This window comes from Streptomyces sp. SCA2-17, from assembly GCF_044336695.1.
The window spans coordinates 6,814,833-6,840,982 of sequence record NZ_CP117521.1 but is presented as its reverse complement, the minus strand read 5'-3'; the positions used below and the strand labels follow the sequence as shown (position 1 = coordinate 6,840,982).

The following is a 26,150-nucleotide window of genomic DNA, read 5'->3' as shown; positions in this document are numbered from 1 at the left end:
GCCGTCATGTCCAACGCTCGCGCCCGTAGAGGCGGTTCATGCCCATGCGGCAGGCGCGACCTATCTCGTCCCACCTGCGAGCACCGATTTCCGCCCGCACGTCCCGCCCGGCTGCGATCGCCGCGGCGCACCCCGCCTCGTACTCGCGATCGCGCCCGATGCCGAGGAAATCGAAGAGCGCGCCGATGCTCTCGGCGGGGTGCTCGACGAGGTCCCGGTAGTCGAGGTCATGGCGGCGCGCGCCGGCGGGCAGCACCGGAAGTCCGGTGGCGATCACCGCGGACCACATCAGCCCGTACTTGGCCAGCGGGACTTCACAGGCTGCGAATGTCTCCGGCGTGATCCGGCCGGGGGTCAGCGCGGCCAGCCGTGCGGTAAGCCCGGCACCGGAGCCGGATTTCCGGGCCCCGTCCTCGCCATAGGGGTTGTGGCCGAGTTCTGCGGCCAGTTCGGCCTGGAGGGCGGTGAACTTGAAGCGGGGATGGCGGCTCATCGAGACGGCGCACTCACGTCCGTCCCGGTACATATGGACGACCTGTGCATCGGGGAAGAGCCGCAGCAGCTTCGCGGCACTGCCCAGCGAGCCACCGGAACGCTCGACCACGACCGAGGGCCGCCGACCGCCGGCCAGGGTGTCGAAGAGCCACCACAGGTGCTCGGACAGCAGACGCCGCGGCTGCTCCGGAGCGCTGTGCTCCAGGCGGGCGTAGAGGTCGTCGGGGCGGTCGGTCAGGTGGGGCAGGGTGACCCCGGCCGGCGGCGGCAGCGGTGCGGGCCAGGCGAAGCGCCGGGCGCCGTCCCGCGGCGCGAACACCGGATACAGCACCTCCGGTGTGATCTTCCAGCCGTGCAGCACCGAGTCCGCGCGCAGCGGCGCGCTGACGAGCCGCCAGAACTCCGGACCGCCGAGTTCGCGCTCATCGAGGTCGCGCCCGCGCAGCCCGGCGAAGAACTCCGAGACGCTCAGCACCTCCGGGTGGCCGAGCAGCACGTCGGACAGCGCGGTGGAGCCGCAGCGCCCGGTGCCCAGCACGAGGCACATCCGCCGGGTGTGTTCAGCGGTCGCCACGGCCGGCCTCCCACGTCACGAGCAGCCGCACCAGGCCGCGCGTGGCGAGCCCGTCCTTGAACACCACGGCGTCCGGCGCGTCAGCCAGGCGCAGGGTGGGGAAGGCGGCGAACAGCCGGGTCAGCACGACCCGCAGCTGGAGGCGGGCCAGCGGGGCGCCGAGGCACCGGTGGGTCCCATGGCCGAAGGCCAGGTGCGCCGCGTCGCCACGGCCGAGCACCGGACGCTCCGGGTCCGGGAACGCGGCGGCGTCGCGATTGGCGTCGAGCATCGACACCACCACCGCCTCGCCGGGCCGCACCGTCACGTCGCCGACCTCGACCTGGACCGTGGCCACACGAGGGAAGGTGACGACCGACGCCGAGTCCAGCCGCAGCAGTTCCTCCACGACGTCCGGCACGGAGTCCGGCTCGTCGATGACGACGCGTGCCAGTCCGGGGTCGGTCAGCAGGCACAGCACGGACAGGCAGATCTGGCCGATGGTGGACTCGAACCCCGCCATCAGCAGCGTCAGCCCCATGGTGACCATCTCCTGGCGTGTCATGCCACCGGATTCCTGCTCACTGATCAGGAGGCTGAGGAGGTCGTCTCCACGGTCCGAGCGCTTGCGCTCGAACAGGCGCGTCATGTAGCGGACCAGCTCCAGCCGGCGGCGTGCACCGTCGGCCGGGTCGGACTCGATGTCGAACAGCACACCGACGGAGTCCTTGAACCGGTCGGTCTCCCGGGCCGGGACGCCCAGCAGTCCGCACATCACGGCGAGCGGCAGCCGGGTCGCCGGCCCCGCGGCGAAGTCGAGCGGCGGCCCCACGGCCGTCATGGCCGCCAGTTGCCCGTCGACCAACTCCTCGATGAGCGGCGCGAGTGCTTCGATCCGTCGCTCGGCGAAGGCACGGGAGGTGATGCGGCGCAGGCGTGCGTGTTCGGCCCCGTCCATGCTCATGACCGACTGCGGGACCGGCTGGGCGTCCAGGAACCTGGGCGCGCCGGGTGCCACGGCTTCGGCCCGGCTGAATCTCCGGTCGGACAGGACGAAGCGGGCCAGCGCGTGGTCGCGAACCAGCCACATGCGGTCCCCGGCCGGAGTGAGGACCGACTGGACGCCCCGCGACGCAGACCGCAACACCTCGGGCAGGGGCCCCAACCGGGCGGTGTCGTGTGGAATCACCTTGGCTCCCTCGCTCGGCCGACGGCCTTGTTCCTCCGCCGCGCCGTCGGCGGGGCGGGCGGCACGCCGCGCCCCGAGAGTAGGTTCGCGGGGGGCGAGTCGGTCAACGCACGAGCGTGGTGTTCAACTGGACCGACGCCGCAGTCGAACGGGGTCCTGCACGGCCCCATCAGCTCGTTGAGGCCCTGCGGCGGCCGTGTCATGGTTCCCGGATGGACACCGACAGCAACACCGTCCTGGTGACCGGCATCGGTGCGGTCACGCCGCTCGGCCCGGACGCCGAAGCAGCGTGGAAGGCGATGCTCACCGGGCGATCCGGCGTGCGCCGCCTGCCCGAGGACGTCACGGCGGGTCTTCCGGTGCGCATCGGCGCGCCGGTGCTCGACGTCGATCCGGCCTCCTCGATCGCCGCGGCACAGGCCCGCACCATGGACCGGTGCGCGCACCTGGCGCTGCTCGCGGCGCGCGAGGCGTGGGACCGAGCCGGGAGTCCGCCGGTGCGCCCGGAGCGGCTCGCGGTCTCGGTGGGCACCGGCATCGGCGGCGTCGCGACCACCGCCGCCGCCTTCGACACGTTCGAGCGGCGTGGCTGGCGGCGGCTGTCCCCGTTCAGCGCGCCGATGCTCATGCCCAACAGCCCGGCCGCCTGGATCGGCATCGAGTTCCAGGCGCTCGCAGGCGTGCACACCACGGTGAGCGCGTGCGCCTCCGGTGCCGAAGCGATCGGCTACGGAATCGAGATGATCCGCTCCGGCCGCGCCGACATCGTCATCGCCGGCGGGGCCGAGGCGATGATCACACCGCAGATGCTCGGCCTGTTCTCCGCATTGCAGGCGCTGTCACTGCACGCCGGTGCCCCCGAGCGGGCCTCGCGGCCGTTCGACGCGGGACGCGACGGGTTCGTGCTCGGCGAGGGTGCTGGGGTGCTGATCCTGGAGTCCGCGGCGCACGCGGCCCGGCGCGGCACCCGGCCGCTGGCCGTCGCCGCCGGAGTGGGCTTCTCAGCGGACGCCCATCACGTCACCGCGCCGCACGCCGAGGGAGCGGGCCTTCAGCTCGCGATGCGCAACGCTCTCGCCGACGCGCGAGCCGATGCGGAGCACGTGGCCCACGTCAACGCGCACGCCACCTCGACACGCGCCGGTGATGCCGCGGAGGCGTCGGCGATCCGGGCGGCGTTGGACGAGGCCGCGCCGCGGGCCGTGGTGTCGGCGACGAAGTCGATGACCGGGCATCTGGTCGGCGCGGCCGGTGCGGTCGAGGCGATCGCCACGGTCTGCGCGCTGCGGGACGGGACGGCGCCGCCCACACTCAACCTGGACGAGCCGGACGCGGCGGTGGTCGCAGGGCTCGACATCGCAACGGTGCCACGGGAGTTGCCTCTCTGTGGTGGCCGGACGGTGGCCCTGAGCAATTCCTCGGGTTTCGGAGGACACAACGTGACGCTGGCGTTCCGTCGGGTCTGACGGCGTTGGCGTGCCGGCGCCCAGCGCAGGATGACATGCGCGCGCAGTGCCGGACGAGGCGGTCGCGCGACCGGGAGGAACGTTCAACCACCTCCCTTCGTCAGTTGAACGCGCGTGACACGAGTGATCACCCGTCGTCCGCACGGCCGGTGTCCCTCCCGGCGATGCTCTCGCCGCACCAGCACCGGCGGTCTAGCATGCTTGCGCGACGACCGGTGCCACGGTCTGCCCGGCCGCGGTGAGGGCTGGAAGCCGCCTGCCCTTCGCCCGGCACCATCCAGGGGCCCGGCCCCGCGGACACTTTCGAACCCGGGCTCAACAGAGCCCTGCCACTTCTGGACATCACCATGTTCCTGAGCGGGGTGCTCCTGCGCGGTCCGGCGTCGGCCGCCGCGGACGCGCCACCGACACGCACCCGGGAGGCCGCCGATGATCGCCGACGAAGAAGCCGACGGCGAGGAGCCGGCCGAGCCGATCCGCCGGCGCCGAGCCGCGCCGCCGCCCGTCCCGACTCTGGTCAAGCGCGACCTGCACCCGAGCCTGTCGGATCCGGCCCTGGACACTATGAACTTCCTCAACGAGGTGACGCGCCGCTACCCGCGGGCCATCTCGTTCGCTCCGGGCCGGCCGTACGACGGCTTCTTCGACGTCGAGCAGGTCTTCACCCACATCCGCCGCTACCTGAGCCACCTTCGCGAGCAGGGATCCACACCCGCCGAGGTCCGCGACGCCGTCTTCCAGTACGGGCCGACCGCCGGCCTCATCCGCGAGGTCATCGCTGATGCGCTGCGCCTGGACGAGGGCACCGACGTCCCGCTGGAATCGATCGTCGTCACGGTCGGCGCGCAGGAGGCGATGTTCCTGGTGCTGCGCACCCTGTGCGCGACCCCGGACGACGTCCTGCTCGTCTCAAGCCCCTGCTACGTCGGCGTCACGGGCGCGGCCGGCCTGCTCGGCGTCCCTGTGATCCCGGTGCCCGAGCGCCCGGACGGCTTCCACAGCGCCGACTTCGAGGCCGCCGTCCACGCCGCACGCCGCCGCGACGCCCGTCCCCGCGCCCTGTACGTGGTGCCGGACCACTCGAACCCGCTGGGCACCACCATGTCGGTGACGGCCCGCCGTGAACTGCTGGAGGTGGCCGGCCGCCTCGGCGTACTCGTCATCGAGGACAGCCCCTACCGCCTGGTCAGCCCGGGTGAGCGGCTCCCCACGCTCAAGAGCCTGGACCGGCGGCGCACTGTCGTACACCTGGGCTCCTTCTCCAAGTCCCTGTTCCCCGGCGCCCGCGTCGGCTTCGCCGTGGCCGACCAGACGGTCGTCGACGAAGACGGCCGGACCGGTCTGCTGGCCGACGAGCTCGTCAAGGTCAAGAGCATGGTGACGGTGAATACCTCCCCGCTCAGCCAGGCGGTGGTGGCCGGGATGCTGCTCGCCGGCGGCGGGAGTGCGGCGGCGCTCAACACCCAGTCGTCCGAGTACTACGGGGCCGCGATGCGCGCCACGCTGCGCCAGCTCGAACGCCGTTTCCCTCCGGAACGCCGCGAGCGGCTGGACGTCCGGTGGAACCAGCCCTCCGGCGGCTTCTTCCTGGCCCTGTCCGTCCCGTTCGCCGCGGACGACGACGCGCTGATGCGCTCGGCGCAGGAGCACGGCGTCATCTGGACGCCCATGTCGTACTTCCATCCCGACGGGGGCGGCAGCGGCCGGATCCGGCTCTCGGTCAGCTATCTCAGCGAGGACGAGATCACCGAGGGCATTGCCCGGCTCGCCGCCTTCGTCGAAACCGAGATATCCGACCAGGGGAAAGGAGTGTTGCGATGACCGCTTTCGTGCCGGCCATCCGCAGCAAGCCCCGTATGTGGGGGTGGACCTACCGATGACGGTCAACCTGACGAGTGTCCCGCGGCCTCTCGCCCGGACGCCTCGTTCCGCCCAGTGGGCCCACGCCGAACCGCGGCTCGCCGGGGTCGGCACCGCGGTGGCGGGGCGGTCCTACACCCAGCGCGAGCTTCTCGACCTCCTCGACATCGAGGATCCCCGGGTCCGCTCGGTCTTCCTCAACAGCGCCATCGAGCGTCGCCATCTGACCATTCCCGACCCGGACGAGAACGGCGTCCGCGCGCCCGAAACACAGGGACAGCTGCTGGCCAAGCACAAGCGGCTCGCCCTCGACATGGGTTCACGCGCCCTGCGGGCATGCCTGCGGGACGCCCGCAGGAGCTCGACGGACCTCGGCTACCTGTGTGTCGTCACGACGACCGGATTCCTCACCCCGGGCCTGAGCGCCCTGCTGATCCGCGACCTCGGCCTCGATCCCGCATGCCACCGTGTGGACGTGGTCGGCATGGGCTGCAATGCCGGGCTCAACGCTCTGAACTCCACTGCCGCTTGGGCTGCCGGACATCCCGGCCGTACCGCGGTGATGGTGTGCGCGGAGGCATGTTCGGCCGCGTACGCGTTCGACGACACCATGCGCACCGCGGTCGTGAACAGCCTGTTCGGCGACGGCGCGGCGGCGGTCGCCCTGGTCGCACCGGCCGAGGGCGCGGGGCCGGCCCCCGCCGGCCCGCGCCTCCTGGGCTTCGCCAGCCATCTCATCACCGAGGCCGTCGACGCCATGCGCTACGACTGGGACGAGGCTCTCGGCAGGTTCAGCTTCTTCCTGGACCCGGAGGTCCCCTATGTCGTCGGGGCCCATGCCGAGCGCGTGGTGGACCGGCTGCTCGACGACGCCGGACTGTGCCGCAACGACATCGCCCACTGGATCGTGCACTCCGGCGGCAAGAAGGTCATCGACGCGGTGCGCCTCAACCTCGGCCTGACCCGGTACGACGTCCGGCACACCATCGGCGTGCTGCGCGACCACGGGAACCTGTCCAGCGGCTCTTTCCTTTTCTCCTACGAGCGCCTGACGCGCGAACAGGCGGCAACCCCGGGCGACTTCGGCGTGCTGATGACGATGGGCCCCGGCTCCACGATCGAGACCGCGCTGGTGCAGTGGTGAACGGGGATCGGCTGATGAAGGCAATCGACACTGCGATGAGGGGGACGGCGGGCATGGAGACGCTCCTGCGTATCGACGGGACGGAGCCGATCGGCGCCGGGCTGACGGCGCGGCTGGAACAGGCATGTGACCGGGCCGGGGCGCCGGACGGGTCCGGACGGCTGGTGGTGTGCGTGACCGGAACACCCGGACGAGCCTGGACCGACGGTCTGACCGTGACGATCGTCAACCGCTGGGAGCGGGCCGTGCGGCGTCTGGAGCGGCTGGCCGCCACCACGATCGCGATCGCGGACGGCGCCTGCGGCGGTGCGGCACTGGACGTCCTGCTCGCCGCCGACGTGCGGATCGCCACTTCCGGGACCAGCGTGCAGGTCCCGCTGCACGACGGTGCGACCTGGCCCGGCATGACGATCTTCCGCCTGGTACGGCAGGGAGCGAACGCCGCGCCGGTGCGCCGTGCGGCCCTGTTCGGTGAGCCGATCGGCGCGCTGGACGCCCTCGCCTTGCGTCTGATCGACGACGTGACCGAGGACGCGGACGCCGCACTGGCCGCGGCGCTGGCGGTCCGGCCGCCGGCCGGATCCGAGGTCGCGCTCCGACGGCAGCTGATCGCCGACGCCACCACCGTCCCCTTCGAGGAGGCACTGGGCACCCACCTGGCCGCCTGCGACCGGGAACTGCGCCGTCTGTCGGCCGGAGCGGTGCGATGACCGGGGCAGTGACCCGGGCGACGGCCGGGCTCCTCGCGGACCCGCGCTCGGTCCGCGCGGCGCTCCCGCAGGCGCGAGCCGCGCTCGCGCGTGCCGCCCGGCAGGCCGAGGACGCACTCGCCGCGCTCCCGGAGCCGGACCGGCGCTCCGCAGCGGACCGGCGGGCGGCAGCCGAGGCGAACGACCGGGCCCGGACGCTGCGATGTGCGTTCCTCGACGCCCACGTGAACGCGGTCTACGACGAGCTGACTGATTCCCGCGGCCGCTATCTGCGCTTGGACGAGCTCGCCGCCGCGGCAGCGCACCGCTTCCCCGGTCTGGTCCCGGCCGCCGGGCAGCTGACGGCCGAACGCGCCCGGCCTCAGGCAGCGAAAGAGGGCCACGAGATCGACCAGGGCATCTTCTTCCACCGGGTCCTGCGCTCACCGGTCTGCGGCCCACACCTGTTGGACGCCATGCTGCGCCCCACCGACCGGGCGCTGGAGCTGCTGCCGGAGTTCACCGAGACCGGCCGGCTGGACCTCGGCGCGGTACGGATCGAGCGGCACAGCGGGGCAGCGCGCCTGACCATGACCGGCGCCGACCGGCTCAATGCCGAGGACGCGCGCCAGGTCGAGGCCATGGAGACCGCGGTCGACCTGGCGCTGCTCGACCCCGGGACCGAGGTGGGCCTGGTCCGCGGCGGCGTCATGAACCACCCGCGGTACGCCGGCCGGAGAGTGTTCAGCGCGGGCATCGATCTCAAGTCCCTGCACTCCGGCGGGATCCCGCTCGTCGGTTTCCTGTTGCGCCGTGAGCTCGGCTACGTCCACAAGCTCATCCGCGGTGTGCTGCTCGAGGGCGAGAACGCACGGTGGCAGTACCGCATGCTGGAGAAGCCCTGGGTCGCGGCGGTCGACGGCTTCGCCATCGGCGGCGGTGCGCAGTTGCTGCTCGTATTCGACCACGTGCTGGCCGCATCCGACGCGTACTTCAGCCTGCCGGCGGCACAGGAGGGGATCGTCCCCGGCGCGGCGAACTTCCGGCTCGGCCGCAGCGGCGGCGCCCGTTTCACGCGCGGCCTGATCCTGGACGGCCGGCGTGTCCGGGCGTCCGAGCCGGACGCGCGGCTGCTGGCCGATGAGGTCGTCGAGCCCGAAGAGCTGGACGACGCGGTCGAGCGAACCCTGGAGCGCTTCCGCGGCGCGGCGGTCGTCGCGAACCGCCGCATGCTGAATCTGGCCGAGGAACCGGTGGACGACTTCCGCCGCTATATGGCCGAGTTCGCCTTGCAGCAGGCCCTGCGGATGTACGACGAGGACGTGCTCGCGAAAACCGGCCGGTTCTCCGCACGGGGAAGCACGCCGTCGTGACGGGGAGGGAGTCGCCGCGTATCCGCTACGAGCGGTGCGGCGCCCGGGCGACGACCGGCCGGCCGCGGCTGACCGAGCGGTTCCCACCGAGCGATCCGGTCCTGGCGACGGCGATGGGACACCTGTTCACCGGGCGCTCGAGCAGCGGCCGGTCCCGGGCATGGAGGACAGCGACTTGAACCAGTTCGAGCAGCCCGCGGCCGGTGCCACGCTGACCGCGACCCGCCACTACCGCCTGGTCTGCGAGTTCTGCGGCACCGTGCAGGACGACGACGGCTTCGTCCTGGAGTGCCCCGCGGACCACCCGCCTGCACTGTTGCGCGCCGAGTACACCACCCAGCGCTTCACACCCCGCGCCGGCCATTCCGGGCTGTTCCGATACCGGGACTGGCTGCCGGTGCTCCGCTGCGACGAGGACGCCGGGGGCACCGTCGTCTACCGGAGCACGCACCTGGCCAAGGCCCTCGGCGTGGAAACGCTGTGGATCGCCTTCAACGGGTACTGGCCGGAGCGGAACGCGCGGCTGGAAACCGCGACGTTCAAGGAGTTCGAGGCGCAAGCGGTCCTCGGCCGACTGCCCGGGAACCGGGGGATCCTGAGCACGGCCTCGTCCGGCAACACCGGTGCCGCGCTCGCGTGGGCGTGCTCACGGTCCCGCACGCCCTGCGTGCTCGTCGTGCCGGAATCCGGCCTGCACCGGATGCGGTTCCGCGAGCGTCTGGATCCGTGCGTTACTGTCATCGCCGTTGACGGCGGCTACCCGTGCGCCATTGCCCTGGCCGCCGAGGTGGCGGACCGGCCGGGTTTCCGGATCGAGGGCGGCGTCAAGAACGTCGCGCGTCGCGACGGCCTCGGCACCGTGCTGCTCTGGGGTTACGAGCGCATGCGTCGATTGCCCACACACTACGTCCAGGCTGTCGGCAGCGGGACTGGCGCTCTGGCCGTGCTACAGGCCGCCAAACGGTTGCGGCAAGCGGGCTGCACCGACCCCCTTCCGCGCCTCATCCTGTGCCAGAACGCTCCCTTCACACCGCTCTACGACGCCTGGCGCCGGGGTTCCGTAGCGCTCGCAGGCGACACGTGCGAGCGATTCGGCGCGGTCCTCGGCGAAGTGGTCGCGGACGAGCTGACGAACCTCACACCCCCCTACAGCACTACGGGTGGTGTCCGGGAAGCGCTGACCGAGAGCCGGGGCGACATGCTGGCCACGGACAACACCGCAGTCCGCAAAGCAATGGACATGTTCCATGCCCTGGAGGGTGTCGACATCGAGCCGGCTGCCGGCGTCGCGGTCGCGGGCCTGGGCGAGGCTGCCCGGCAGGGCATATTCGACCGCGAGTCGGTGATCCTGCTCAATGTTACGGGCGGGGGCCGGGGACGCCTCGCGCAAGAAAACGTGCTGATTCCTAACGAGCCCGCCCTGCGGGTAACGCCCTCCGGCTTCCATCCCACGCAGCGGCGCGGAACCGCCTCGGCGATCGCCGAGCTGGCGCAGCGGCGCACCGACGGCGGCTGATCCGGCCGAGCCGGTGGAGGGTCCGGCGGCCGCCCTGTACGCGCAGTTCGCCCCGACGAGTTCCCAGGAGATGACGACCATGGCCACGCCCCTGGCCGAGGCCCCTCCGTCAGTCGACTACGCCGCACGCATCGAGCACGTCTCGAAGTCCTTCGAGGGACCAGGCAGGCCGCAGCTCGTCCTGGACGACATCAGCCTGGATGTCGCGCCCGGCGAGTTCGTCACCCTCGTGGGAGCCTCAGGCTGCGGCAAGTCGACACTGCTGAACGTGGTGGCGGGCCTGGACCAGCCCACCGCCGGATCCGTCACCAGGGACGGCCGGCCTGCCGTGATGTTTCAAGAGCATGCCCTGTTCCCATGGCTGACCGCGGGAAAGAACATCGAACTCGCCCTGAAGCTGGCCGGCATCCCCAAGTCCGAACGGCGCGACAAGGCCGAAGAGCTGCTGGAAGTCGTCCGGCTGAAGGGCGCGCACGGCAAACGTGTACACGAACTATCGGGCGGCATGCGACAGCGCGTGGCGATGGCCCGCGCAATGGCGCAAAAGAGCAATCTCCTGCTGATGGACGAGCCGTTCGCGGCCGTGGACGCCATTACCCGGGACGTGCTGCACGACGAGCTGACCCGCATATGGGCCGAGACCAATCTGTCCGTGATGTTCGTGACGCACAACGTGCACGAGGCAGTGAGGCTCGCCCAGCGTGTCGTCCTGCTGTCCTCCCGCCCCGGCCGGGTGGCCCGCGAGTGGCAGGTCGGTATACCGCATCCGCGCCGCATCGAGGACACGCCTGTGGCGGAGCTGTCCGCCGAGATCACCGAGGTGTTGCGTGGGGAGATCCACCGCCATGGCCGGCACTGAGACGAAGACGGTCCAAGCCGCCGAACCGGGACGCGTCGAGGCATGTCTCGGCACACTGGAGTCCCCGATCACCGACCGCGCGCCCTTACGGCAGATGCTCGTCAGCAAGGTCCTGCCACCGATCGTCGCCATCACCGCGCTGCTGCTGGTCTGGCAGGGGCTGATCTCATTGAAGATCGTCACTGATCCGGTCAAGCTGCCCCCGCCGTCCGCGGTGTGGGGCGAACTGAAGCGGGCCTGGCTGCAGGGCACTTTGCTCGGCTACGTCTGGACCAGCGTTTCGCGCGGTCTGCTGGGCTTCTCCTTCGCCGTCCTCATCGGCACCCCATTGGGCCTGACCGTGGCGCGGGTGAAGCTCCTCCGGGCGGCCGTCCAGCCGGCCCTGTCCGGTCTGCAGTCGCTCCCCTCGGTGGCCTGGGTGCCGCCGACCGTGATCTGGCTGGGCCTGAACGACTCCATGATGTACGCGGTGATCCTGCTCGGCGCCGTCCCTTCGATCGCCAACGGCCTGGTGTCCGGCGTCGACCAAGTACCGCCGCTGTTCCTGCGCGCGGGCCGCACGATGGGCGCCACCGGCCTGAAGAGCACCTGGCACGTGTCCCTGCCCGCCGCGATGCCCGGCTTCGTGGCCGGGCTCAAGCAGGGCTGGGCGTTCTCGTGGCGCTCACTGATGGCCGCCGAGATCATCGCGTCCTCTCCGGACCTCGGCCTGGGCCTGGGCCAGTTGCTGGAGAACGGCCGTAACACCAGCGACATGGCCATGGTGTTCGAGGCAATTCTGCTCATCCTGTCCGTGGGCATCATCATCGATTTGCTGGTCTTCAGCCCCCTCGAGCGTTGGGTGCTGCGCAGCCGTGGCCTGCTGAAGCGGCACGGCCGGCCATAGGAACAGCTCATCGATGTCTGCCGATCAATCCCCTTTCATCCTCCGTTCCGGCAGGTCAACAGCCTGCTCGTCGGCTTGGGGCAGGAAGCGACCACTTAGAGGACGAACCGGCCGAGTACGGTGAGGTTCGATGGCCGTGCCGGATGGCCGGGTCGAGGATCCCGGCGCCGGATCCGGGCCGATCTCCGCCATCCGGCGCCCGACCTGCTGCGCCGGCACATGCCGAGGGTCGCTCCCGACGGGCTGCTGCGGCCGGGGCTGACCATCTCTCGGGCCCGGTCCGGTCCGACACCCCGGGCGCGCCTCCCGTGCACTTGGTGGACGCGGCCCGATGGGGCGGATGCCGGCCGGCGGATCAGCCTAGCGTTGTGGGACGACACGCGCGTCGATCCCGGTGCCCGCCGTCATCCGCGCCCTCACCCCGGCCGGCGGTTCCGCCTCGACTGCACCGCCATCTCTGGGACGCGCGTTGGGCGGATGGGCTGTGGGGGAGCCCTGCCCCTGGCGGTCCTCGCCGACCTGCCCGTCCTCCTGTGGGGAGAGTCAGGGATCGGCAAGACCGTGACCCTGACCCAGCTCGCCGAATCCCTGGGCCTGCCGCTGACCACCGTGATCGCCGGCGTACACGAGCCATCCGACTTCTCGGGCTTGCCGGTCATCGGTGACGATCCCCCGCGAGCAGGGAGCTGAGCCCACCGCTCGCCAACCGGTTCGTCCGCCTCCAGTGGACCCACGACCACGAGGTCGTCGTGCGCGGCCTCGGCGGGACCGGCCCCGGGCGGCGCTGCCGCGGCTCGACAGGGCGAAGCTGCCGGAGGCCGTGAACCTCGCCCGCCGCGCGGTGTGCGGGCTCCTCCCCGCCCGCCCCGAGCTCGTGCACCAGCTGCCCAGCAGTGAGACGCGCCGGTGAGGCCCTGACGCTGATCGCCTTCTCGACCGCGGCCGGCTCGTCCCGGGGAGTGTTCTCCCTGCTGAGCAGGGGCACCGTTGGGGACGGTCCGGGGCTGGAGCTGCTGGCGAGCCTGGACCGGATGGACCTGCCGGACCCGCGCCGCCGGTGTGGGCGGGGGTGGTCGGCATCGGCACCTAGTGAACCGAGGGCGCCCGGCCCCGGGGCATCGCGCCCGCATCACACGGGCGAACCACGTCTTCGGTAAAACAACCACCTTGCCCCGCCTCTAGGTTGCTAGCATCCTAACCATGGCTGCCGAGAAACAGGTGAAGCAGTTCAACGTCTACCTGCCCGTCGACCTCATCCGTGAGGTCAAGCATCACGCTGTCGACACCGAGCGGTCCCTCTCCGCGATTGTCGAGACGGCCCTGACCGAGTACCTCCAGCGCCTCGCCAGCGCTGGGAAGGAAGGAGAGCACGCATGACGACCGACGGCATCGAGGGGTTCCTCATCGAGACCCGCAACTACGGTGCGACCGCTGCCTTCTGGAAGTCGCTCGGCTTCGAGAACGTACTGGAGACCGGCCACGGCTCCGGACGCTGGTCCCATCCCGGCGGCGGGCCCTACGTTTTCATCGTCGAGCAGCACGAACGCGAGCTCGTCACCCACCCCGTGCTCAAGGTGGCCGACGCCGAGACCTTCGCGCCCGGCCGCGCACCGGATTTCGCCCAGCGGTTCACGCCGACGCACTGGGGCGTCCGGCAGGCACTGGTCCGGGATCCCGACGGGCGGATCGTCGCTCTCGAATCCCCGCTCCCCGACGGCGAAGACAGCCCCGGTGACAAAGACGGCAACGACGCCGCGGAAGGGCACCACCATGGCTGACGGGCAGCAACCCTCCCGCGCGTACGAACCCGACCACACCGCCGTGCGCGTCGCCCTGTGGCGAGCCCTTCACGTCCAGGCCGACGCCCCGCCGCACGTGCTCGACGACGAGATCGGGCTGAAGCTCGCCGACCCGGGGCGGAACTGGCGCGAGCGCGGCGACATGACGATGCCGGGCGTCAGCGGCGTCCGCGCGGCCATGGTCGCCCGCTCCCGCTTCGTCGAGGACCTCGTCGCCGAACGCGCCGATGCCGGCGCGGTGCAGTACGTCATCCTCGGCGCGGGCCTGGACTCCTTCGCTCAGCGGCGCCCCGGACTCGGCTCCCGCCTCAGCGTCTTCGAGGTCGATCAGCCGGGCACGCAGGCGTGGAAGAGGCAGCGGCTGGCCGCGCTCGGCTACGGCATCCCGTCCTGGCTGACCTTCGTGCCCGTCGACTTCGAGGCCGGCGACTCCTGGTGGGAGCGGCTGACCGCCGCCGGGTTCGATCCGCGGAAGCCGGCGGTCGTCGCGTCGACCGGCGTCAGCATGTACCTCACCCGCGAAACCAATGCCGCGACGCTGCGCCGGGCCGCCGCGCTCGCACCCGGCTCCGTGTTCGCCACGACGTTCCTGCTGCCGCTCGGCATGCTCGGCCCGGACCAGCGGCAGGTCCAGGAGTTCTCAATGCGCAACGCCGCCGCGTCGGGCACCCCCTTCATCAGCCTGTACTCACCCGATGAGATGCGGCAAGCAGCTCTGGAGGCGGGGTTCACGAAGGCCGTGCACGTCTCCCCCGACGACCTGGCCGCTCGCTACTTCGCCGGCCGCCCCGACGGTCTGCGCCCGCCCAGGGCCGAACAATTCCTCGTCGCCGAGGTGTAGCCGGCAGGCGACGCGACGCCGGAGGCGGCCCTGTGGCAGACCATCCGCCCTACGTCGAGATTCAGCCAATACGTAGGGGAGTTGCGTAATCCTCAAGGTGCGCGGCGGGCATCTCACCGCTCGCCGCGCCCGCGCCGATCGCGGCGTTCACGTCGACGGCCTGCGGAAACAATCCGGCCACGTACACCTCAAATCTGGCTGTTTTTCCTCCACTTAAGCCCGTACGGCCGCTCCGGCCAGTGGACTTTCTTGTTTTCGCGGTATGCCCAGCGGCCCCGTCGTGGGCCGGGTTCCTCCCGGGTAGCATCCACGGCCTGTTGTCGTGCACACGATCGTGCGGCCGGTTTTCGGCCGCGCGCCGACTCAAGGGGGAACTCTTGGCAGCACGCGGAACACTGCTGGCCGCCGCGGCCGTGGGGGCGCTGGCCCTCGGCGCGGCCTCGCCGGCCGCCGCCCAGGGGCAGGACGAGCAGCAGAAGCAGCAAAAACAGCAGACGAGGATCGAGGTCCGGGAGGCGCTGCCCTCGGAGATACCCCAGGACGCCGCGCTGAGCGCTCAGGCAGCAGGGTGTCAGGTCGGAAAGCAGGTCTCCGACCGCTTCTCCTCCTGCGCCGAGAAGTACCTGATCGTCTCGATCGTGGAGATCCCGAGCGGGAAGGTCATCGGCACGGCCCTGTTCGACGCGCAGAACAAGACGAGACTCAACTACAAGTCCGCCACCTGGGAGCAGGAGGCGGTACTGAAGATGGTCAGGTCCTTCGGCGTCGCCAAGTTCGGCACGATGGCGAGCGCCGAAGTGGACTGCAAGGCGTCCCAGGGGAACGGCTGCACCTCGGCGCCCGGCGTCATCGGGCCCAAGGTGTTCTGGGGCATCTGGGGCACCACGACCAACACGTACACGTTCAAGGTGACCTCTCCGGGCGACGCCCTCGTGGGGCACGCGCCGCAGACGAAGGTGACGATCAGCCACCCGTCCAGCCCCGAGAAGGCCCGGTTCACGCTCGGCAACATCGCTCCGGTCCGCTGCGACAGCGCGAAGAACATCGGCAACATCGGCCGCGGCTGTGTGCACCCGCTGGTGAAGCCCGTCTACCGGCTGAGCAAGGGCGACAAGGCGGTCAAGGGCGTCGCCGAGCACATCGAGGACGCCCAGCACAAGCTGAAGAAGCCCTGGGGCGCCGTGAACAAGGGGTACCCGCTGCACCGGCTGCCGGACGGCGACCTGTCCAGGGCGAACCGGAACGCGGCTTGCACGACGGCCGTGAAGAACCGCTACAAGCCCAAGAGCTGCGACGAGTACCCGTTCGCGGGCAGCTACGAGGGTGCGGCCGTCAACCCGGACTACTCCACCGCTCCGGTACCGCTGAGCGAGAACCGCACCGAGGGCGGGTTCAAGTACCGCGGCAAGTTCATCATGCAGAACCGGGTCCTGGATTACGATGAGTTCTGGGTGGAGATCACCAAGTAGCGCCGAGTAGCCGCAGGTCAGAGGACCAGAGGAGGGAGCGGGTCGTGCCGGACCTGATCGGGGCCGCCACGGCCCGCTTGCCCGTTCCCGAGGGGCAGTACGCGATCCTGAGCCCCGAGGCGGAGGACGCGCAGGACAGCATTCCCGACACCAGCAAGGTGGCCGCCAACGGTCTGTTCGCCGCGGGCACCGACGGCGCGCTGGTCATCACGGGTACGGACCAGGGCGACATCGGCATCCACGTCGAGCTGTGGAGCGGTGCCCCCGCCACCGATGACACCGCGTGGGAGGACGTCGTCGAGGACAGCTACACCGCGACCGGGACCGCTCACGTGCACAACGTGGAGGGCCGGCCGGCCGGGCTGCCCGACCTCGCCTGGTCCGGGCCCGGCACGTACCGGATGCGGGTGAGCGTGCGCGGCCGGGACCTGGGCGCGGACGACGACGGGAGCGGGCCCGCCCCGGTGGAGGAGCATCTGATCCAGGTCTGGCCCGCGCCGGCGGCCCCGCCGCACGCGCGCAAGCTGAGCGACGAGCTGGGAGAGACCTGGCGCCGCGAGGCCGCCGACGGCTAGGACGGTGACCTGCCCGAGCGGTTCGGGCCATGGAAGGCCGTGTATGAACGCCACCGGCTGTGGTCGGCCGATGGGACTTGGGAACGTCTGCTCGAGCAGGTCCAAGCCGCGGCCGACGCCGCGGGTGAGATCGACTGGGATGTCTCGGTGGACTCCACCATCGTGCGGGCTCACCAGCACGCGGCCGGTGCTCGCACGGCTCCGCCGCAGCCGCTCTTGTCATCCGGCCCCGAACATGACCACTCGAACAAGTCCTAGGCTCTACCCGTGTTCGACCAAGATCCTTTCACTGTCTGCTATCCCGCCCTTCTGCCCTGGGCGCAGCCTTCCCGGCAGGACGATCTTCACCGTGCCATGCGGACCGCCGTGGAACGCTCGCTTGTGGTGCTGTGGGGCCGCATAGATCCGGAGAAACCGGCTACTGACGCTGACGTCCACGCGATCGTCGCCGCCTCTGATGCGTACGTCCAGGGCTGGTTCGACGCTGTGATCCGCCCGGCTGCCCCCCATCCCCCGAACAACTGGAGATGGCCTTCCTCGCTGGGAGCGTGGCTCGATGCCTCCAAAAGCCACGGCCGGGGCAAGGCTTTTCGTCACACCATCGCCGAGAACCTCGACTTCTTCGCCAGGTTCCGTTTCCGGGGGACGCTGGAACTGGTCGAACACGCCGAGCACACCGCCCGAACGACGACGGGTTCTCCCCGGCAGCGGGCTGCCGATGCCACTACTAAGGCCCTGCGGTGGGCGTGGGGCCGTCACGCCGACAGACTCGGCTGGGACAACGCCGAGTGGTACGAGTACGTGGAGGTGCACGAGCTGATCGGCTGGACGACGGCGGCGCTGCACCTTCCCGGGGTGAGGCCGTCCCAGGCTGCCGACCGGGTGGAAGGGATCGCCGAACAGAAGTGGGACGACTGGTCACCGTGGACGTCGGATGAACTACCGGCACCGTTCATTGCCCAGGCGGCGCAAGCTGTGGCGGACTGTGTGAACAAGTCCTAGTCGTTCAAAGTCACTCGCCCGCAGCCCGCGGACGGTGCCGGCCCGCGGGCCAGCAGCACCGCACCGTCCAGGGACGACAGTGCGCCGAGCGCGGCGGGGCGGAGGTGGATCTCCGGGCCTTCCGGTCGTTCGAGCCGCCGGACCCGGTGGGCGACCTCGTCCACGTAGCCCGGCAGGCCCGCGGCGAAGCCGCCACCGATCGTCACGAGCCGGGGATGCACGAGTTCGCACAGGCTCACGACGGCGGCGGCGAGGGCCGCGGCGCTCTCCCCCACCGTCTCCAGGGCCCACGGCTCCGCGCCCAGCCAGGCCTCCCGCAGCGCGTCGAACCCGACGTCGTGGCCGCGCCGCCGGGCGGCGCGCCGGAGGACCGCCCGCCCCGAGGCGACGGACTGCACACAGCCGTGCCGGCCGCAGTCGCAGCGCTCCCCCGCCCGGTCGACGATCACGTGCCCGACCTCGCAGGAGCCCCGCTCCGTGCCGGGGCAGATGACGCCGCCGAGCACGATACCGCCGCCGATGCCCGTTCCGACGCCGACGTGGACGAGGTCCGGGCATCCGGCCGCCCCGGCCTCGGCCAGTGCCGCGAGGTCGCCGTCGTCCGCCGGACGCACCTCGGCCTCCGGCCACAGGCCCGTCAGCTCCCGTACGAGGTCGAGGCCCTGCCAGGTGGGCCGGTTCGGCCAGCCTCGTACGCGGCCGGACGCGTCCAGGGTCGCGGGCACGGCGACGCCCACGGCGGTCACCGGATCATCCGCCGGGGCCGGGCGCAGAGCCTCCACGGCGGCGGCGAGGGCGCCCAGGTCGGCGGCCGGCCCGCCGCCGGCGGGCCACCGGAACACACTCTGCGCGGTCTCCCCTCCGGCATCGGACTCCAGCCGGATCGCCACCTTGGTGCCACCCAGGTCGACACCGAGGACACTCATGCTGGGTCCATGGGGTCGCCGGGGGCGCCGCCGAGCCGGAAGAACTCGCGGTAGAGGGGGAGCTGTTCGGTCAGCATCGGCTCCCCGTAGTGCACGGGAAGGCCCGACTCCTCGGCGGCGCGGAGGAGAGCCGTGCGGCGCGGCTTCATGATGATGTCGGCGACGACGGTGCCACGCGCGAGGCCTGCCGGGTCGAACGGCAGCGGGTCGTCCGGGCCCAGCCCCATCGGGGTGGCGTTGACCACGATATCGGCGGCCACGAGGCCCTTCGTGGCGGCGATCCGGCCGGGCCACCGTGCGGCGAGCCGGGCGGCGAGGCCGTCCGCGCGGGCCGGGTCCCGGTCCCAGACGGCGACGTCGGCACCGGCCCCGAGCAGCGCCACGGCGATGGCGCTGCCCGCGCCGCCCGCTCCCGCCTGGGCGACGCGCGCCCCGCGCGGGTCGTAGCCCGCCGCGCGCAGGCCCCGGACGAAGCCTTCCCCGTCGAAGTTCTCCGCGAGCCAGCGCCCGCCGGCGTCCTTGCGCATCGCGTTGGTGGAGGCGCTCAGCGCGGCGGCGGGGCTGACGTCGTCGGCGAACTGCAAGCAGGCCGCCTTGTGCGGGACCGTGATCAGCAGTCCGTCCAGGTTCACGGTCCGCCGGAGCCCCCGGAGGACCTCGGCGAGGCCCTCCGGGCGGACGTGGACCGGGACGAGGACGGCGTCGGTGCCGAGCCGCCGGAAGAGGGGGTTGAGGAGTCCCGGGGCCCGCACTTGTGCCACGGGGTCCCCGATGACCACGAACAGCCGTGTCGTCCCCGAGATGTCCGGGCCGCCTGTGCCCGGGGCGGCCCCCGGTGCGCAGTCGCTCATGCGGTTCACCCTCCTCCCCCGGCCGGCGGGACACCGGCCGGTCCGGTATCCCTCAGCGCAGCCAGGGCAGGTCGGCCCCCTCGCGGTCCAGCCCCGCCTCGATGGCCCGGCAGATGCTGTCCAGCTGGCCGGCCTGCTCCGCGGTCAGGCTGCCGAAGACCGCCGTGCGCACGGCGGCGGCATGGCCGGGAGCCGCCCGCGCGACCATCTCCCGGCCGCTGTCCGTCAGGACGGCCTCCTGACCCCGCCGGTCGCCCGGGCAGGCCTCGCGGCGCGCCCAGCCGAGCTTCTCCAGGCGGGCGACGGCGTGCGACAGCCGCGGCCGGGTGATCTTGGCGCGGCGTGCCAGCTCGGTCATGCGCATCCGCCGGCGCGGGGCCTCGGAGAGCAGGGCGAGCAGCCCGTAGTAGAGGTGGGGGACGCCCTCCTGCCGTTGCAGGCAGCGGTCCAGGTAGTCCTCCACCAGCCGGGTGGCGTGGACGAAGTTCCGCCAGGTGTGCTCCTGCTCGCCGGTGAGCGGGCCCGGCACGGGCAGTGCGTCAGGGCTCACGAGACCTCCTGGGAGGTCTGCCGGGACTTCGGCAGGAACACGATGGCGAGCATGCTCACCACGATGATCACCCCGGACACGAGGAACGCGCGCCCGTACCCCTCGGCCAGCGCCTCGGCGCCGCCTCCCGCACCGGCCGTGCGGCTCGCGGCGACCGAGGCGAGGACGGACAGCCCCAGCGCGCCGCCCATGGTGCGCGAGGTGTTGGCGAGCCCGGCCACGAGCCCCGACTCGGACGGGCCGACGCCGGAGGTGGCGAAGACCGCCAGCAGCGTCATCATCAGGCCCGCGCCGAAGGAGAAGGCGATGCCGGGCCCCAGCAGGGTGCCCAGGAAGGTGCCGCCGGCTCCCATGACGGACTGCCAGAAGAACCCCGCCGCCGTCAGCAGGCCGGCGAGCGCGAGCAGGACGCGCCCCTCGACCAGGCGCATGATCCGGGGCGCGAACTGCGCGGAGAGGATGATGGAGGCGGTGTGCGGCAGCAGGGCGAGGCCGGTCTCGACGGCCGAGTACCCAAGGACGTTCTGCATGTAGAGCGAGAGGAAGTACCACATCGCGTAGAAGGCCATGCCGCTGATCACGGTGATGATGTTGGCCACGGACACCGTGCGTACGCGGAAGATGCCGAGGGGCGTCAGCGGCTCGCGTGCCCGGCGCTCCACGGCGATGAAGGCCAGGAGCGCGACGACACCGGCGAGCAGGGGCACGAACGACCGCGCCGAACTCCAGCCGTGCGTCTCGCTCTGCGAGATGCCGAAGGCCAGGCTTCCCACGCCCAGCGTCGCCAGCACCGCTCCGGGCAGGTCCAGCCGGCGCGCCGCCGCGTCACCGCTCCTGTTCTCCGTGAGCCACACCGCCGACGCCACGATGACGATGAGTCCCAGCGGGACGTTGATGAGCAGGACCCAGCGCCAGGACAGGTAGTCGGTGAGCAGACCGCCGATGAGGCCGCCCGCCGCGCCGCCCCCGGTGCCCACGGCCGTCCACGCGGCGACGGCCCGGACCCGGCCGCTCCCCTCGGGGAACGTCGTCGTGAGGATCGTCAGGGTCGCGGGCGACAGCACGGCGGCCCCGATGCCCTGAAGGGCGCGGGCCACGATGAGCATCCACGGTGACTGGGCGACGCCGCCCAGCAGGCTCGCCGCCGTGAACACCCCCAGCCCGAGGAGGAACACCTTCTTGCGGCCGAAGAGATCGGAGGTCCGGCCGCCCAGCAGCAGGAACCCGGCGAAGGTGATGACGTAGGCGTTGACCACCCACTGCAAGCTCGCCTCACCGATGCCGAGTCCCGAACGGATGGACGGCAGAGCGACGTTGATCACCGACACGTCGAGGATGACGACGAACTGGCCTACGCACGCGGCCAGTACGGCCACCCATGCCGGTCCTGCACTGCGTCGCCCGGTCCGGGGGGAGTCCAGCCCGGAAGTTAAGTGTGACATGGGACGCCATCCTCCTCAGTGTGCGCCGGCTACTCAATCGGCCCACCGGACCGATGAGCGTCATCCTTCAGAACTAGGCCTTCCGGAAAGGGCGTTCGGAGCAGCGCTACGGGCTTCGTTACGGGGGTTCGGTACGGGATTCGCTAGGGGGTTCGGTACGGGATTCAACGAGTTTCCAGCACTCCGCCCGCCAGGGTCGTGCCGTCGGTGGGGTCGATGAGGAGGAAGGAGCCGGTGCGGCGGGAGTCGGCGTAGAGGTCGAGGGCGAGCGGTTCGGCGGTGCGGAGGGTGACGCGGCCGATGTCGTTGGCGTCCAGGCGGCCTGGTGCGGGGTGCTGGGAGAGGTCGTCGAGGGTGAGGCGGGAGGGGATGTCGTGGACGAGGGCGCGGACGATGCGGGTGGTGTGTTTGAGCAGGACGCGGGCGCCGGGGAGGAGGGGCTGGTCGGCGAGGTGGCAGACGGTGGCCTCGATGTCGCGGGTGATCTGTGGTGCGTGGGTGGTGGGGGTGATGAGGTCGCCGCGGGAGACGTCGAGGTCGTCGGTGAGGCGCAGGGTCACTGATTGTGGTGCCCAGGCGACGTCGGCGCTGTGGCCGAGTGCGTCGATGGCGGCGATCGTGCTGGTGTGCCCTGAGGGGAGGATGGTGACGGGTTCGCCGACGCGGAGGACGCCGGAGGCGATCTGGCCGGCGTAGCCGCGGTAGTCGGGGTGGGTGGTGGTCCGGGGGCGGATGGTGTATTGGACGGGGAAGCGTGCGGGTTCGGCGGCGGGGTCGGTGACGACGGGTACGGTTTCGAGGTATTCGAGGACGGTGGGGCCGCCGTACCAGTCCATGTGTGCGGAGGGGGTGACGACGTTGTCGCCGGCGAGGGCGGAGACGGGGATGGCCGTGACCTGGGGGATGCCGAGTTCGCGTGCGGAGGCGGTGAACTCCTCGGCGATGGCGGCGAAGAGGGGCTCCGCGTAATCCACGAGATCCATCTTGTTGACCGCCAGCAGAACGTACGGGACGCGCAGGAGCGCTGCTACGGCGAGATGACGGCGGGTCTGCTCCACCACGCCGTTGCGGGCGTCGACGAGGACGACGGCGGCTTGGGCGGTGGAGGCGCCGGTGACCATGTTGCGGGTGTACTGCACGTGGCCGGGGGTGTCGGCGAGGATGAAGCGGCGCCGGGGGGTGGCGAAGTAGCGGTAGGCGACGTCGATGGTGATGCCCTGCTCGCGTTCGGCGCGCAGGCCGTCCGTCAGCAGGGCCAGGTCCGGGGCGCCGGTGGCGCGGTTGCGGGAGGCGTGGGTGAGGGCTTCGAGCTGGTCGGCGAGAACGGATTTGGAGTCGTGCAGGAGGCGGCCGACGAGGGTGGATTTGCCGTCGTCGACAGAGCCGGCGGTGGCGAACCGCAGCAGTGACGTTGCCGTATCAGTCACAGAAACAGATGTGGTCATGGTTAGAAGTACCCCTCGCGCTTGCGGTCTTCCATGGCGGCCTCGGAGAGCCTGTCGTCGGCCCTGCTCGCGCCGCGCTCGGTCAGGCGGGAGGCGGTGATCTCGGCAATGACCTCGGTGACCGTGGCCGCGGTGGAGTCGACGGCGCCGGTGCAGGACATGTCCCCCACCGTCCGGTACCGCACCTGCCGCCGCACCACGTTCTCGCCCTTGCGGGGGCCGCCCCAGTCGCCGGGAGCCAGCCACATCCCGTCCCGGGCGAAGACCTCCCGCTCGTGGGCGAAGTAGATCGAGGGCAGCTCGATCTTCTCCCGCGCGATGTACTGCCACACATCCAGCTCGGTGAAGTTCGACAGCGGAAAAACCCGGACATGCTCACCCGGGGCGTGGCGGCCGTTGTAGAGCTGCCACAGCTCCGGCCGCTGCCGGCGCGGATCCCACCCCCCGAACTCATCCCGCAGCGAGAACACCCGCTCCTTGGCGCGGGCCTTCTCCTCATCCCGCCGCCCACCACCGAACACCGCATCAAAACGATGCTCCCCGATCGCCTCCAGCAGCGGCACCGTCTGCAAAGGATTACGCGTCCCGTCCGGCCGCTCCCGCACCCGCCCCGCATCAATCGCCTCCTGCACCGACGCCACATACAGCCGCAAATCCCGCTCGGCCACCACCCGGTCCCGGTACGCCATCACCTCAGGAAAGTTATGGCCGGTATCCACATGCAGCAGGCCGAATGGAGGCATGGCGGGCGCGAACGCCTTCAGCGCCAGGTGCAGCATCACGATGGAGTCCTTGCCGCCCGAGAACAGCAGCACCGGCCGCTCGAACTCCCCCGCCACCTCCCGGAAGACGTGCACCGCCTCCGACTCCAGCACATCCAGATGCGACAACACGTACGGGCCGGCAGAGACGTGCGCATTCATGCAAGTTCCTTCGCGTGCAGGAGCCGGAGCACTGCGTGCGCGGATTCCTCGACGGTCTGCACCTGCGCCTCGATCCGCAGGTCCGGGTCGACCGGCACCTCGTACGGATCATCGACACCCGTCAGCCCGGACAGCTCACCCGCCGCCTGCCGTGCGTACAGGCCCTTCACATCCCGGGCCGCACACACCTCCAGCGGGGTGGCGACGTGCACCTCCAGGTAGGCGGTGCCGGAGGCCTCGTGGCGTTTGCGCACGGCCTCCCTGCTGTCGGCGTAGGGGGCGATGACCGGCACCAGGGCGACGATGCCGTTACGGGCCAGCACCTCGGCGAGCAGGCCGACCCGCTGGACGTTGGTGTACCGGTCCTCGCGCGAGAAGCCCAGGTCCGCGGTGAGCACCGCGCGGTTCTCGTCGCCGTCCAGCACCTCCACCCGCCGGCCCGCGTCGCGCAGCCGTACGGCCAGGGCCCGGGCGATGGTCGTCTTGCCCGCGCTCGGCAGGCCCGTCAGCCACACGGTGGCGCCCGGCCAGCACGTGCAGAAGGGGTGGAAGGAGTGCGAGAAGGAATGAAAGGAATGAGAGGTCGTCATCCGTCGCTCCCGGTTCGCCGAGTCGTGGTGTACGCGATGTGTGCCCGGTCCCGTACCGGGAGGGACAGGATGCGTTCCGTGACGGAGGCGAGGAGCGCGTGGGCGCGCTCCGGGCCGAGCGGGGGCTCGCCCGTCGTCCGCCAGGCCACCATGCCGTCCGGTCGTACGAGTACGGCTCCTGCGGGCCCGGTCCCGCAGACCGCGGTGAACGTCGCGGAGGGATCGCGGAGGTCGCCGCCGGCGGGGGCCACGTGCAGGCCGCGTACGGGCAGGCCGGTCGCGTCGGCGAGGCGGTCGGCCGCCCGTGCCCAGGCGGGGTGGGCCGCGAGGAGGGTGAGGCGGCCGTGGCAGAGGTCCAATGTGGAGGTCTCGGTGCCCGCGGGAGTGCGCAGCCACAGGTGCGGCAGCCGGGTGCCGGGGTCCGCCCTCAGGGCGAAGGTCCCGGGGAACGCCGGGCCGGGCGGGGCGCCGAGGACGGCGGTGGAGCGGTAGCGGTATCCCATGATCAGGGTCCGGGGGTCGCAGAGGGTGGCGCCGCCGAGGGTCTGCGGGGGGACGCCGTCGAGGAGCATGGACTGCTGTGCCGTGGCGGTTCCCACGGGCCGGCGCTCCTGGTCGTAGGTGGCGAGGAGTCCGGGGCCCGCCCACGCCCCGAGGACGGCGGCGAGTTTCCAGGCGAGGTTGTGCGCGTCCTGGAAGCCGACGTTGGATCCGTAGCCGCCCGACGGGGGGTGGAGGTGTGCCGCGTCGCCGATGAGGAAGACCGGTCCGGCGCGGTAGCGTGCCGCGATGCGGTGCCGGGCCCGCCAGTGGAAGACGGTGCGGATGTCCGCGTCGGCGTGTTCGCCGCCGATCGCGGCCAGGACGAGTGCGCGGCAGGTCCGTTCGGCGTAGGTGCCGTCCGGCTCGGCGAGCGCGGGGTCGTGGTCCACGGCGGCGCACCAGTGGTCCGGGGTGTTGAGCTCCATCACCGCGCCGTCGAACCCCGGGTTGCGGATCATGCACATGAAGAACCGGCGTGTCCGGTCCCAGGCGTCGGGGGCGGCGCGGAAGAGGATGCTCACGCGGTGGGCGAGTGTGCCGTGCCCTTCGCGGGAGATGCCGACGCGTTCGGGGATGCTGCCGCGGGCGCCGTCGGCGGCGACGACGTACCGGGCGTCGACGGTGTAGGAGCGCCCGGTGGCGGTGGCGCGGATGACGGCCTGCGCGCCGTCGGGGCCCGTGCGCAGGCCGGTCAGCTCGTGTCCGAAGCGCACGTCGGCGCCGTTGCGTGCGGCGGCGTCGGCGAGCAGGGGTTCCATGCGGTCCTGGCCGCACCAGAAGGGGGCGCAGGGGCCGGGGACGGCCAGTTCCTCCTCGCCGGTCTCCAGGACTTCGGCGTGGGGCAGGCCGGCGAGGGAGGTGGCGCCGAGGACGACCCTGGGCAGGAAGCGGGCGGGCCGGTCCCGGGCGCGGGGGTCGTCCTCCCGCACCACTTCGAATCCGGCCCGGCGGATCTCCTCCTCCAGGCCGGCCTCGCGGAACAGTTCCATGGAGCGCCGGCTGACGTGGGTGGCGCGCGGTACCGCGGAGGTGGTGGTGTGCCGTTCGACGAGCAGGCAGCGTACGCCGTGGCGGGCGAGGAAGAGCGCCGTCGCCAGGCCCGTCGGCCCTCCTCCGACGACGAGCACCGGGACGTCCACCGCTGGGGTCTCCTCCCTGTCTCCG

Annotated in this window: 24 protein-coding genes and 2 pseudogenes; 16 read left to right on the top strand and 10 right to left on the bottom strand. The window is 71.5% G+C overall.

Features of this window, described 5'->3' with window-relative positions:
• Nucleotides 1–4 precede the first annotated feature (4 nt).
• Entirely contained in the window at nucleotides 5–1,069 is a 1,065-nt protein-coding gene (locus PS271_RS30430; RefSeq protein WP_398386358.1) for a sulfotransferase, read from the bottom strand.
• Complete coding sequence (locus PS271_RS30425; RefSeq protein WP_398386356.1) at nucleotides 1,056–2,237, bottom strand: cytochrome P450; 1,182 nt, start codon at nucleotides 2,235–2,237, stop codon at nucleotides 1,056–1,058. Before PS271_RS30425 ends, PS271_RS30430 begins: the two co-directional genes overlap by 14 nt.
• A 212-nt stretch (nucleotides 2,238–2,449) precedes the next feature.
• Between PS271_RS30425 and PS271_RS30420 the strand changes: the two genes are divergently transcribed.
• The 16 genes and pseudogenes from PS271_RS30420 to PS271_RS30345 all read left to right on the top strand — a co-directional run bounded on the left by PS271_RS30420 (nucleotide 2,450) and on the right by PS271_RS30345 (nucleotide 17,716).
• A complete protein-coding gene (locus tag PS271_RS30420; RefSeq protein ID WP_398386354.1) occupies nucleotides 2,450–3,703 on the top strand; it encodes a beta-ketoacyl-[acyl-carrier-protein] synthase family protein in 1,254 nt (417 codons plus the stop codon).
• Nucleotides 3,704–4,132: 429 nt separating this feature from the next.
• Nucleotides 4,133–5,524 carry an aminotransferase-like domain-containing protein gene (locus PS271_RS30415; protein ID WP_398386352.1) on the top strand — a complete coding sequence of 464 codons (1,392 nt, stop codon included), beginning with the start codon at nucleotides 4,133–4,135 and terminating at the stop codon, nucleotides 5,522–5,524.
• Between the two features lie 55 nt (nucleotides 5,525–5,579).
• Nucleotides 5,580–6,707, top strand: a complete 1,128-nt coding sequence (gene dpgA, locus PS271_RS30410; protein ID WP_398386350.1) for a 3,5-dihydroxyphenylacetyl-CoA synthase DpgA — start codon at nucleotides 5,580–5,582, stop codon at nucleotides 6,705–6,707.
• Nucleotides 6,708–6,760: 53 nt separating this feature from the next.
• A complete protein-coding gene (gene dpgB / locus PS271_RS30405) occupies nucleotides 6,761–7,417 on the top strand; it encodes an enoyl-CoA-hydratase DpgB (protein ID WP_398386348.1) in 657 nt (218 codons plus the stop codon).
• Nucleotides 7,414–8,769 (top strand): (3,5-dihydroxyphenyl)acetyl-CoA 1,2-dioxygenase DpgC, encoded by a 1,356-nt coding sequence (gene dpgC / locus PS271_RS30400; RefSeq protein ID WP_398386347.1) that lies wholly within the window; start codon nucleotides 7,414–7,416, stop codon nucleotides 8,767–8,769. Before dpgB ends, dpgC begins: the two co-directional genes overlap by 4 nt.
• A gap of 160 nt (nucleotides 8,770–8,929) precedes the next feature.
• Nucleotides 8,930–10,285, top strand: coding sequence for a cysteate synthase (locus PS271_RS30395; RefSeq protein ID WP_398386346.1), 1,356 nt, complete (start codon nucleotides 8,930–8,932; stop codon nucleotides 10,283–10,285).
• Between the two features lie 70 nt (nucleotides 10,286–10,355).
• A complete protein-coding gene (locus PS271_RS30390) occupies nucleotides 10,356–11,144 on the top strand; it encodes an ABC transporter ATP-binding protein (protein WP_398386345.1) in 789 nt (262 codons plus the stop codon).
• The gene (locus PS271_RS30385) at nucleotides 11,131–12,030 is read left to right on the top strand and encodes an ABC transporter permease (protein WP_398386344.1); all 900 of its coding nucleotides are present in this window, start codon (nucleotides 11,131–11,133) and stop codon (nucleotides 12,028–12,030) included. Before PS271_RS30390 ends, PS271_RS30385 begins: the two co-directional genes overlap by 14 nt.
• Before the next feature lie 477 nt (nucleotides 12,031–12,507).
• Nucleotides 12,508–13,079: pseudogene (locus PS271_RS30380) on the top strand (hypothetical protein); the annotation flags it as partial.
• 151 nt (nucleotides 13,080–13,230) lie between these two features.
• Nucleotides 13,231–13,407: a ribbon-helix-helix domain-containing protein gene (locus PS271_RS30375; protein WP_398386343.1), complete on the top strand. Its 177-nt coding sequence runs from the start codon at nucleotides 13,231–13,233 to the stop codon at nucleotides 13,405–13,407.
• The gene (locus PS271_RS30370; RefSeq protein ID WP_398386341.1) at nucleotides 13,404–13,808 is read left to right on the top strand and encodes a VOC family protein; all 405 of its coding nucleotides are present in this window, start codon (nucleotides 13,404–13,406) and stop codon (nucleotides 13,806–13,808) included. The genes PS271_RS30375 and PS271_RS30370 overlap by 4 nt, the downstream gene beginning before the upstream one ends.
• A complete protein-coding gene (locus tag PS271_RS30365; protein WP_398386339.1) occupies nucleotides 13,801–14,670 on the top strand; it encodes a class I SAM-dependent methyltransferase in 870 nt (289 codons plus the stop codon). Before PS271_RS30370 ends, PS271_RS30365 begins: the two co-directional genes overlap by 8 nt.
• Before the next feature lie 377 nt (nucleotides 14,671–15,047).
• Nucleotides 15,048–16,139 carry a NucA/NucB deoxyribonuclease domain-containing protein gene (locus tag PS271_RS30360; protein WP_398386338.1) on the top strand — a complete coding sequence of 364 codons (1,092 nt, stop codon included), beginning with the start codon at nucleotides 15,048–15,050 and terminating at the stop codon, nucleotides 16,137–16,139.
• 44 nt (nucleotides 16,140–16,183) lie between these two features.
• Nucleotides 16,184–16,714: a hypothetical protein gene (locus PS271_RS30355; RefSeq protein WP_398386336.1), complete on the top strand. Its 531-nt coding sequence runs from the start codon at nucleotides 16,184–16,186 to the stop codon at nucleotides 16,712–16,714.
• A 6-nt stretch (nucleotides 16,715–16,720) separates the two neighbouring features.
• Nucleotides 16,721–16,927: pseudogene (locus PS271_RS30350) on the top strand (transposase); the annotation flags it as partial.
• A 54-nt stretch (nucleotides 16,928–16,981) separates the two neighbouring features.
• Nucleotides 16,982–17,716, top strand: a complete 735-nt coding sequence (locus tag PS271_RS30345; RefSeq protein WP_398386335.1) for a hypothetical protein — start codon at nucleotides 16,982–16,984, stop codon at nucleotides 17,714–17,716.
• Here the strand turns inward: PS271_RS30345 and PS271_RS30340 are convergent.
• The 8 genes from PS271_RS30340 to PS271_RS30305 all read right to left on the bottom strand — a co-directional run bounded on the left by PS271_RS30340 (nucleotide 17,713) and on the right by PS271_RS30305 (nucleotide 26,125).
• Entirely contained in the window at nucleotides 17,713–18,642 is a 930-nt protein-coding gene (locus PS271_RS30340; protein ID WP_398386333.1) for an ROK family protein, read from the bottom strand. The genes PS271_RS30345 and PS271_RS30340 overlap by 4 nt on opposite strands.
• Nucleotides 18,639–19,493 (bottom strand): shikimate dehydrogenase family protein, encoded by an 855-nt coding sequence (locus tag PS271_RS30335; protein ID WP_398386331.1) that lies wholly within the window; start codon nucleotides 19,491–19,493, stop codon nucleotides 18,639–18,641. The genes PS271_RS30340 and PS271_RS30335 overlap by 4 nt, the downstream gene beginning before the upstream one ends.
• 52 nt (nucleotides 19,494–19,545) lie before the next feature.
• The gene (locus PS271_RS30330; protein ID WP_398386329.1) at nucleotides 19,546–20,043 is read right to left on the bottom strand and encodes a MarR family winged helix-turn-helix transcriptional regulator; all 498 of its coding nucleotides are present in this window, start codon (nucleotides 20,041–20,043) and stop codon (nucleotides 19,546–19,548) included.
• Nucleotides 20,040–21,485, bottom strand: coding sequence for an MFS transporter (locus tag PS271_RS30325; protein ID WP_398386328.1), 1,446 nt, complete (start codon nucleotides 21,483–21,485; stop codon nucleotides 20,040–20,042). The genes PS271_RS30330 and PS271_RS30325 overlap by 4 nt, the downstream gene beginning before the upstream one ends.
• A 164-nt stretch (nucleotides 21,486–21,649) precedes the next feature.
• Nucleotides 21,650–22,930 carry a sulfate adenylyltransferase subunit 1 gene (locus PS271_RS30320; protein ID WP_398386326.1) on the bottom strand — a complete coding sequence of 427 codons (1,281 nt, stop codon included), beginning with the start codon at nucleotides 22,928–22,930 and terminating at the stop codon, nucleotides 21,650–21,652.
• A 2-nt stretch (nucleotides 22,931–22,932) separates the two neighbouring features.
• Nucleotides 22,933–23,853 (bottom strand): sulfate adenylyltransferase subunit CysD, encoded by a 921-nt coding sequence (gene cysD / locus PS271_RS30315; RefSeq protein ID WP_398386325.1) that lies wholly within the window; start codon nucleotides 23,851–23,853, stop codon nucleotides 22,933–22,935.
• Nucleotides 23,850–24,443 carry an adenylyl-sulfate kinase gene (gene cysC, locus PS271_RS30310; protein WP_398386323.1) on the bottom strand — a complete coding sequence of 198 codons (594 nt, stop codon included), beginning with the start codon at nucleotides 24,441–24,443 and terminating at the stop codon, nucleotides 23,850–23,852. Before cysC ends, cysD begins: the two co-directional genes overlap by 4 nt.
• Entirely contained in the window at nucleotides 24,440–26,125 is a 1,686-nt protein-coding gene (locus PS271_RS30305; RefSeq protein ID WP_398386322.1) for an FAD-dependent oxidoreductase, read from the bottom strand. The genes cysC and PS271_RS30305 overlap by 4 nt, the downstream gene beginning before the upstream one ends.
• Nucleotides 26,126–26,150: the final 25 nt, after the last annotated feature.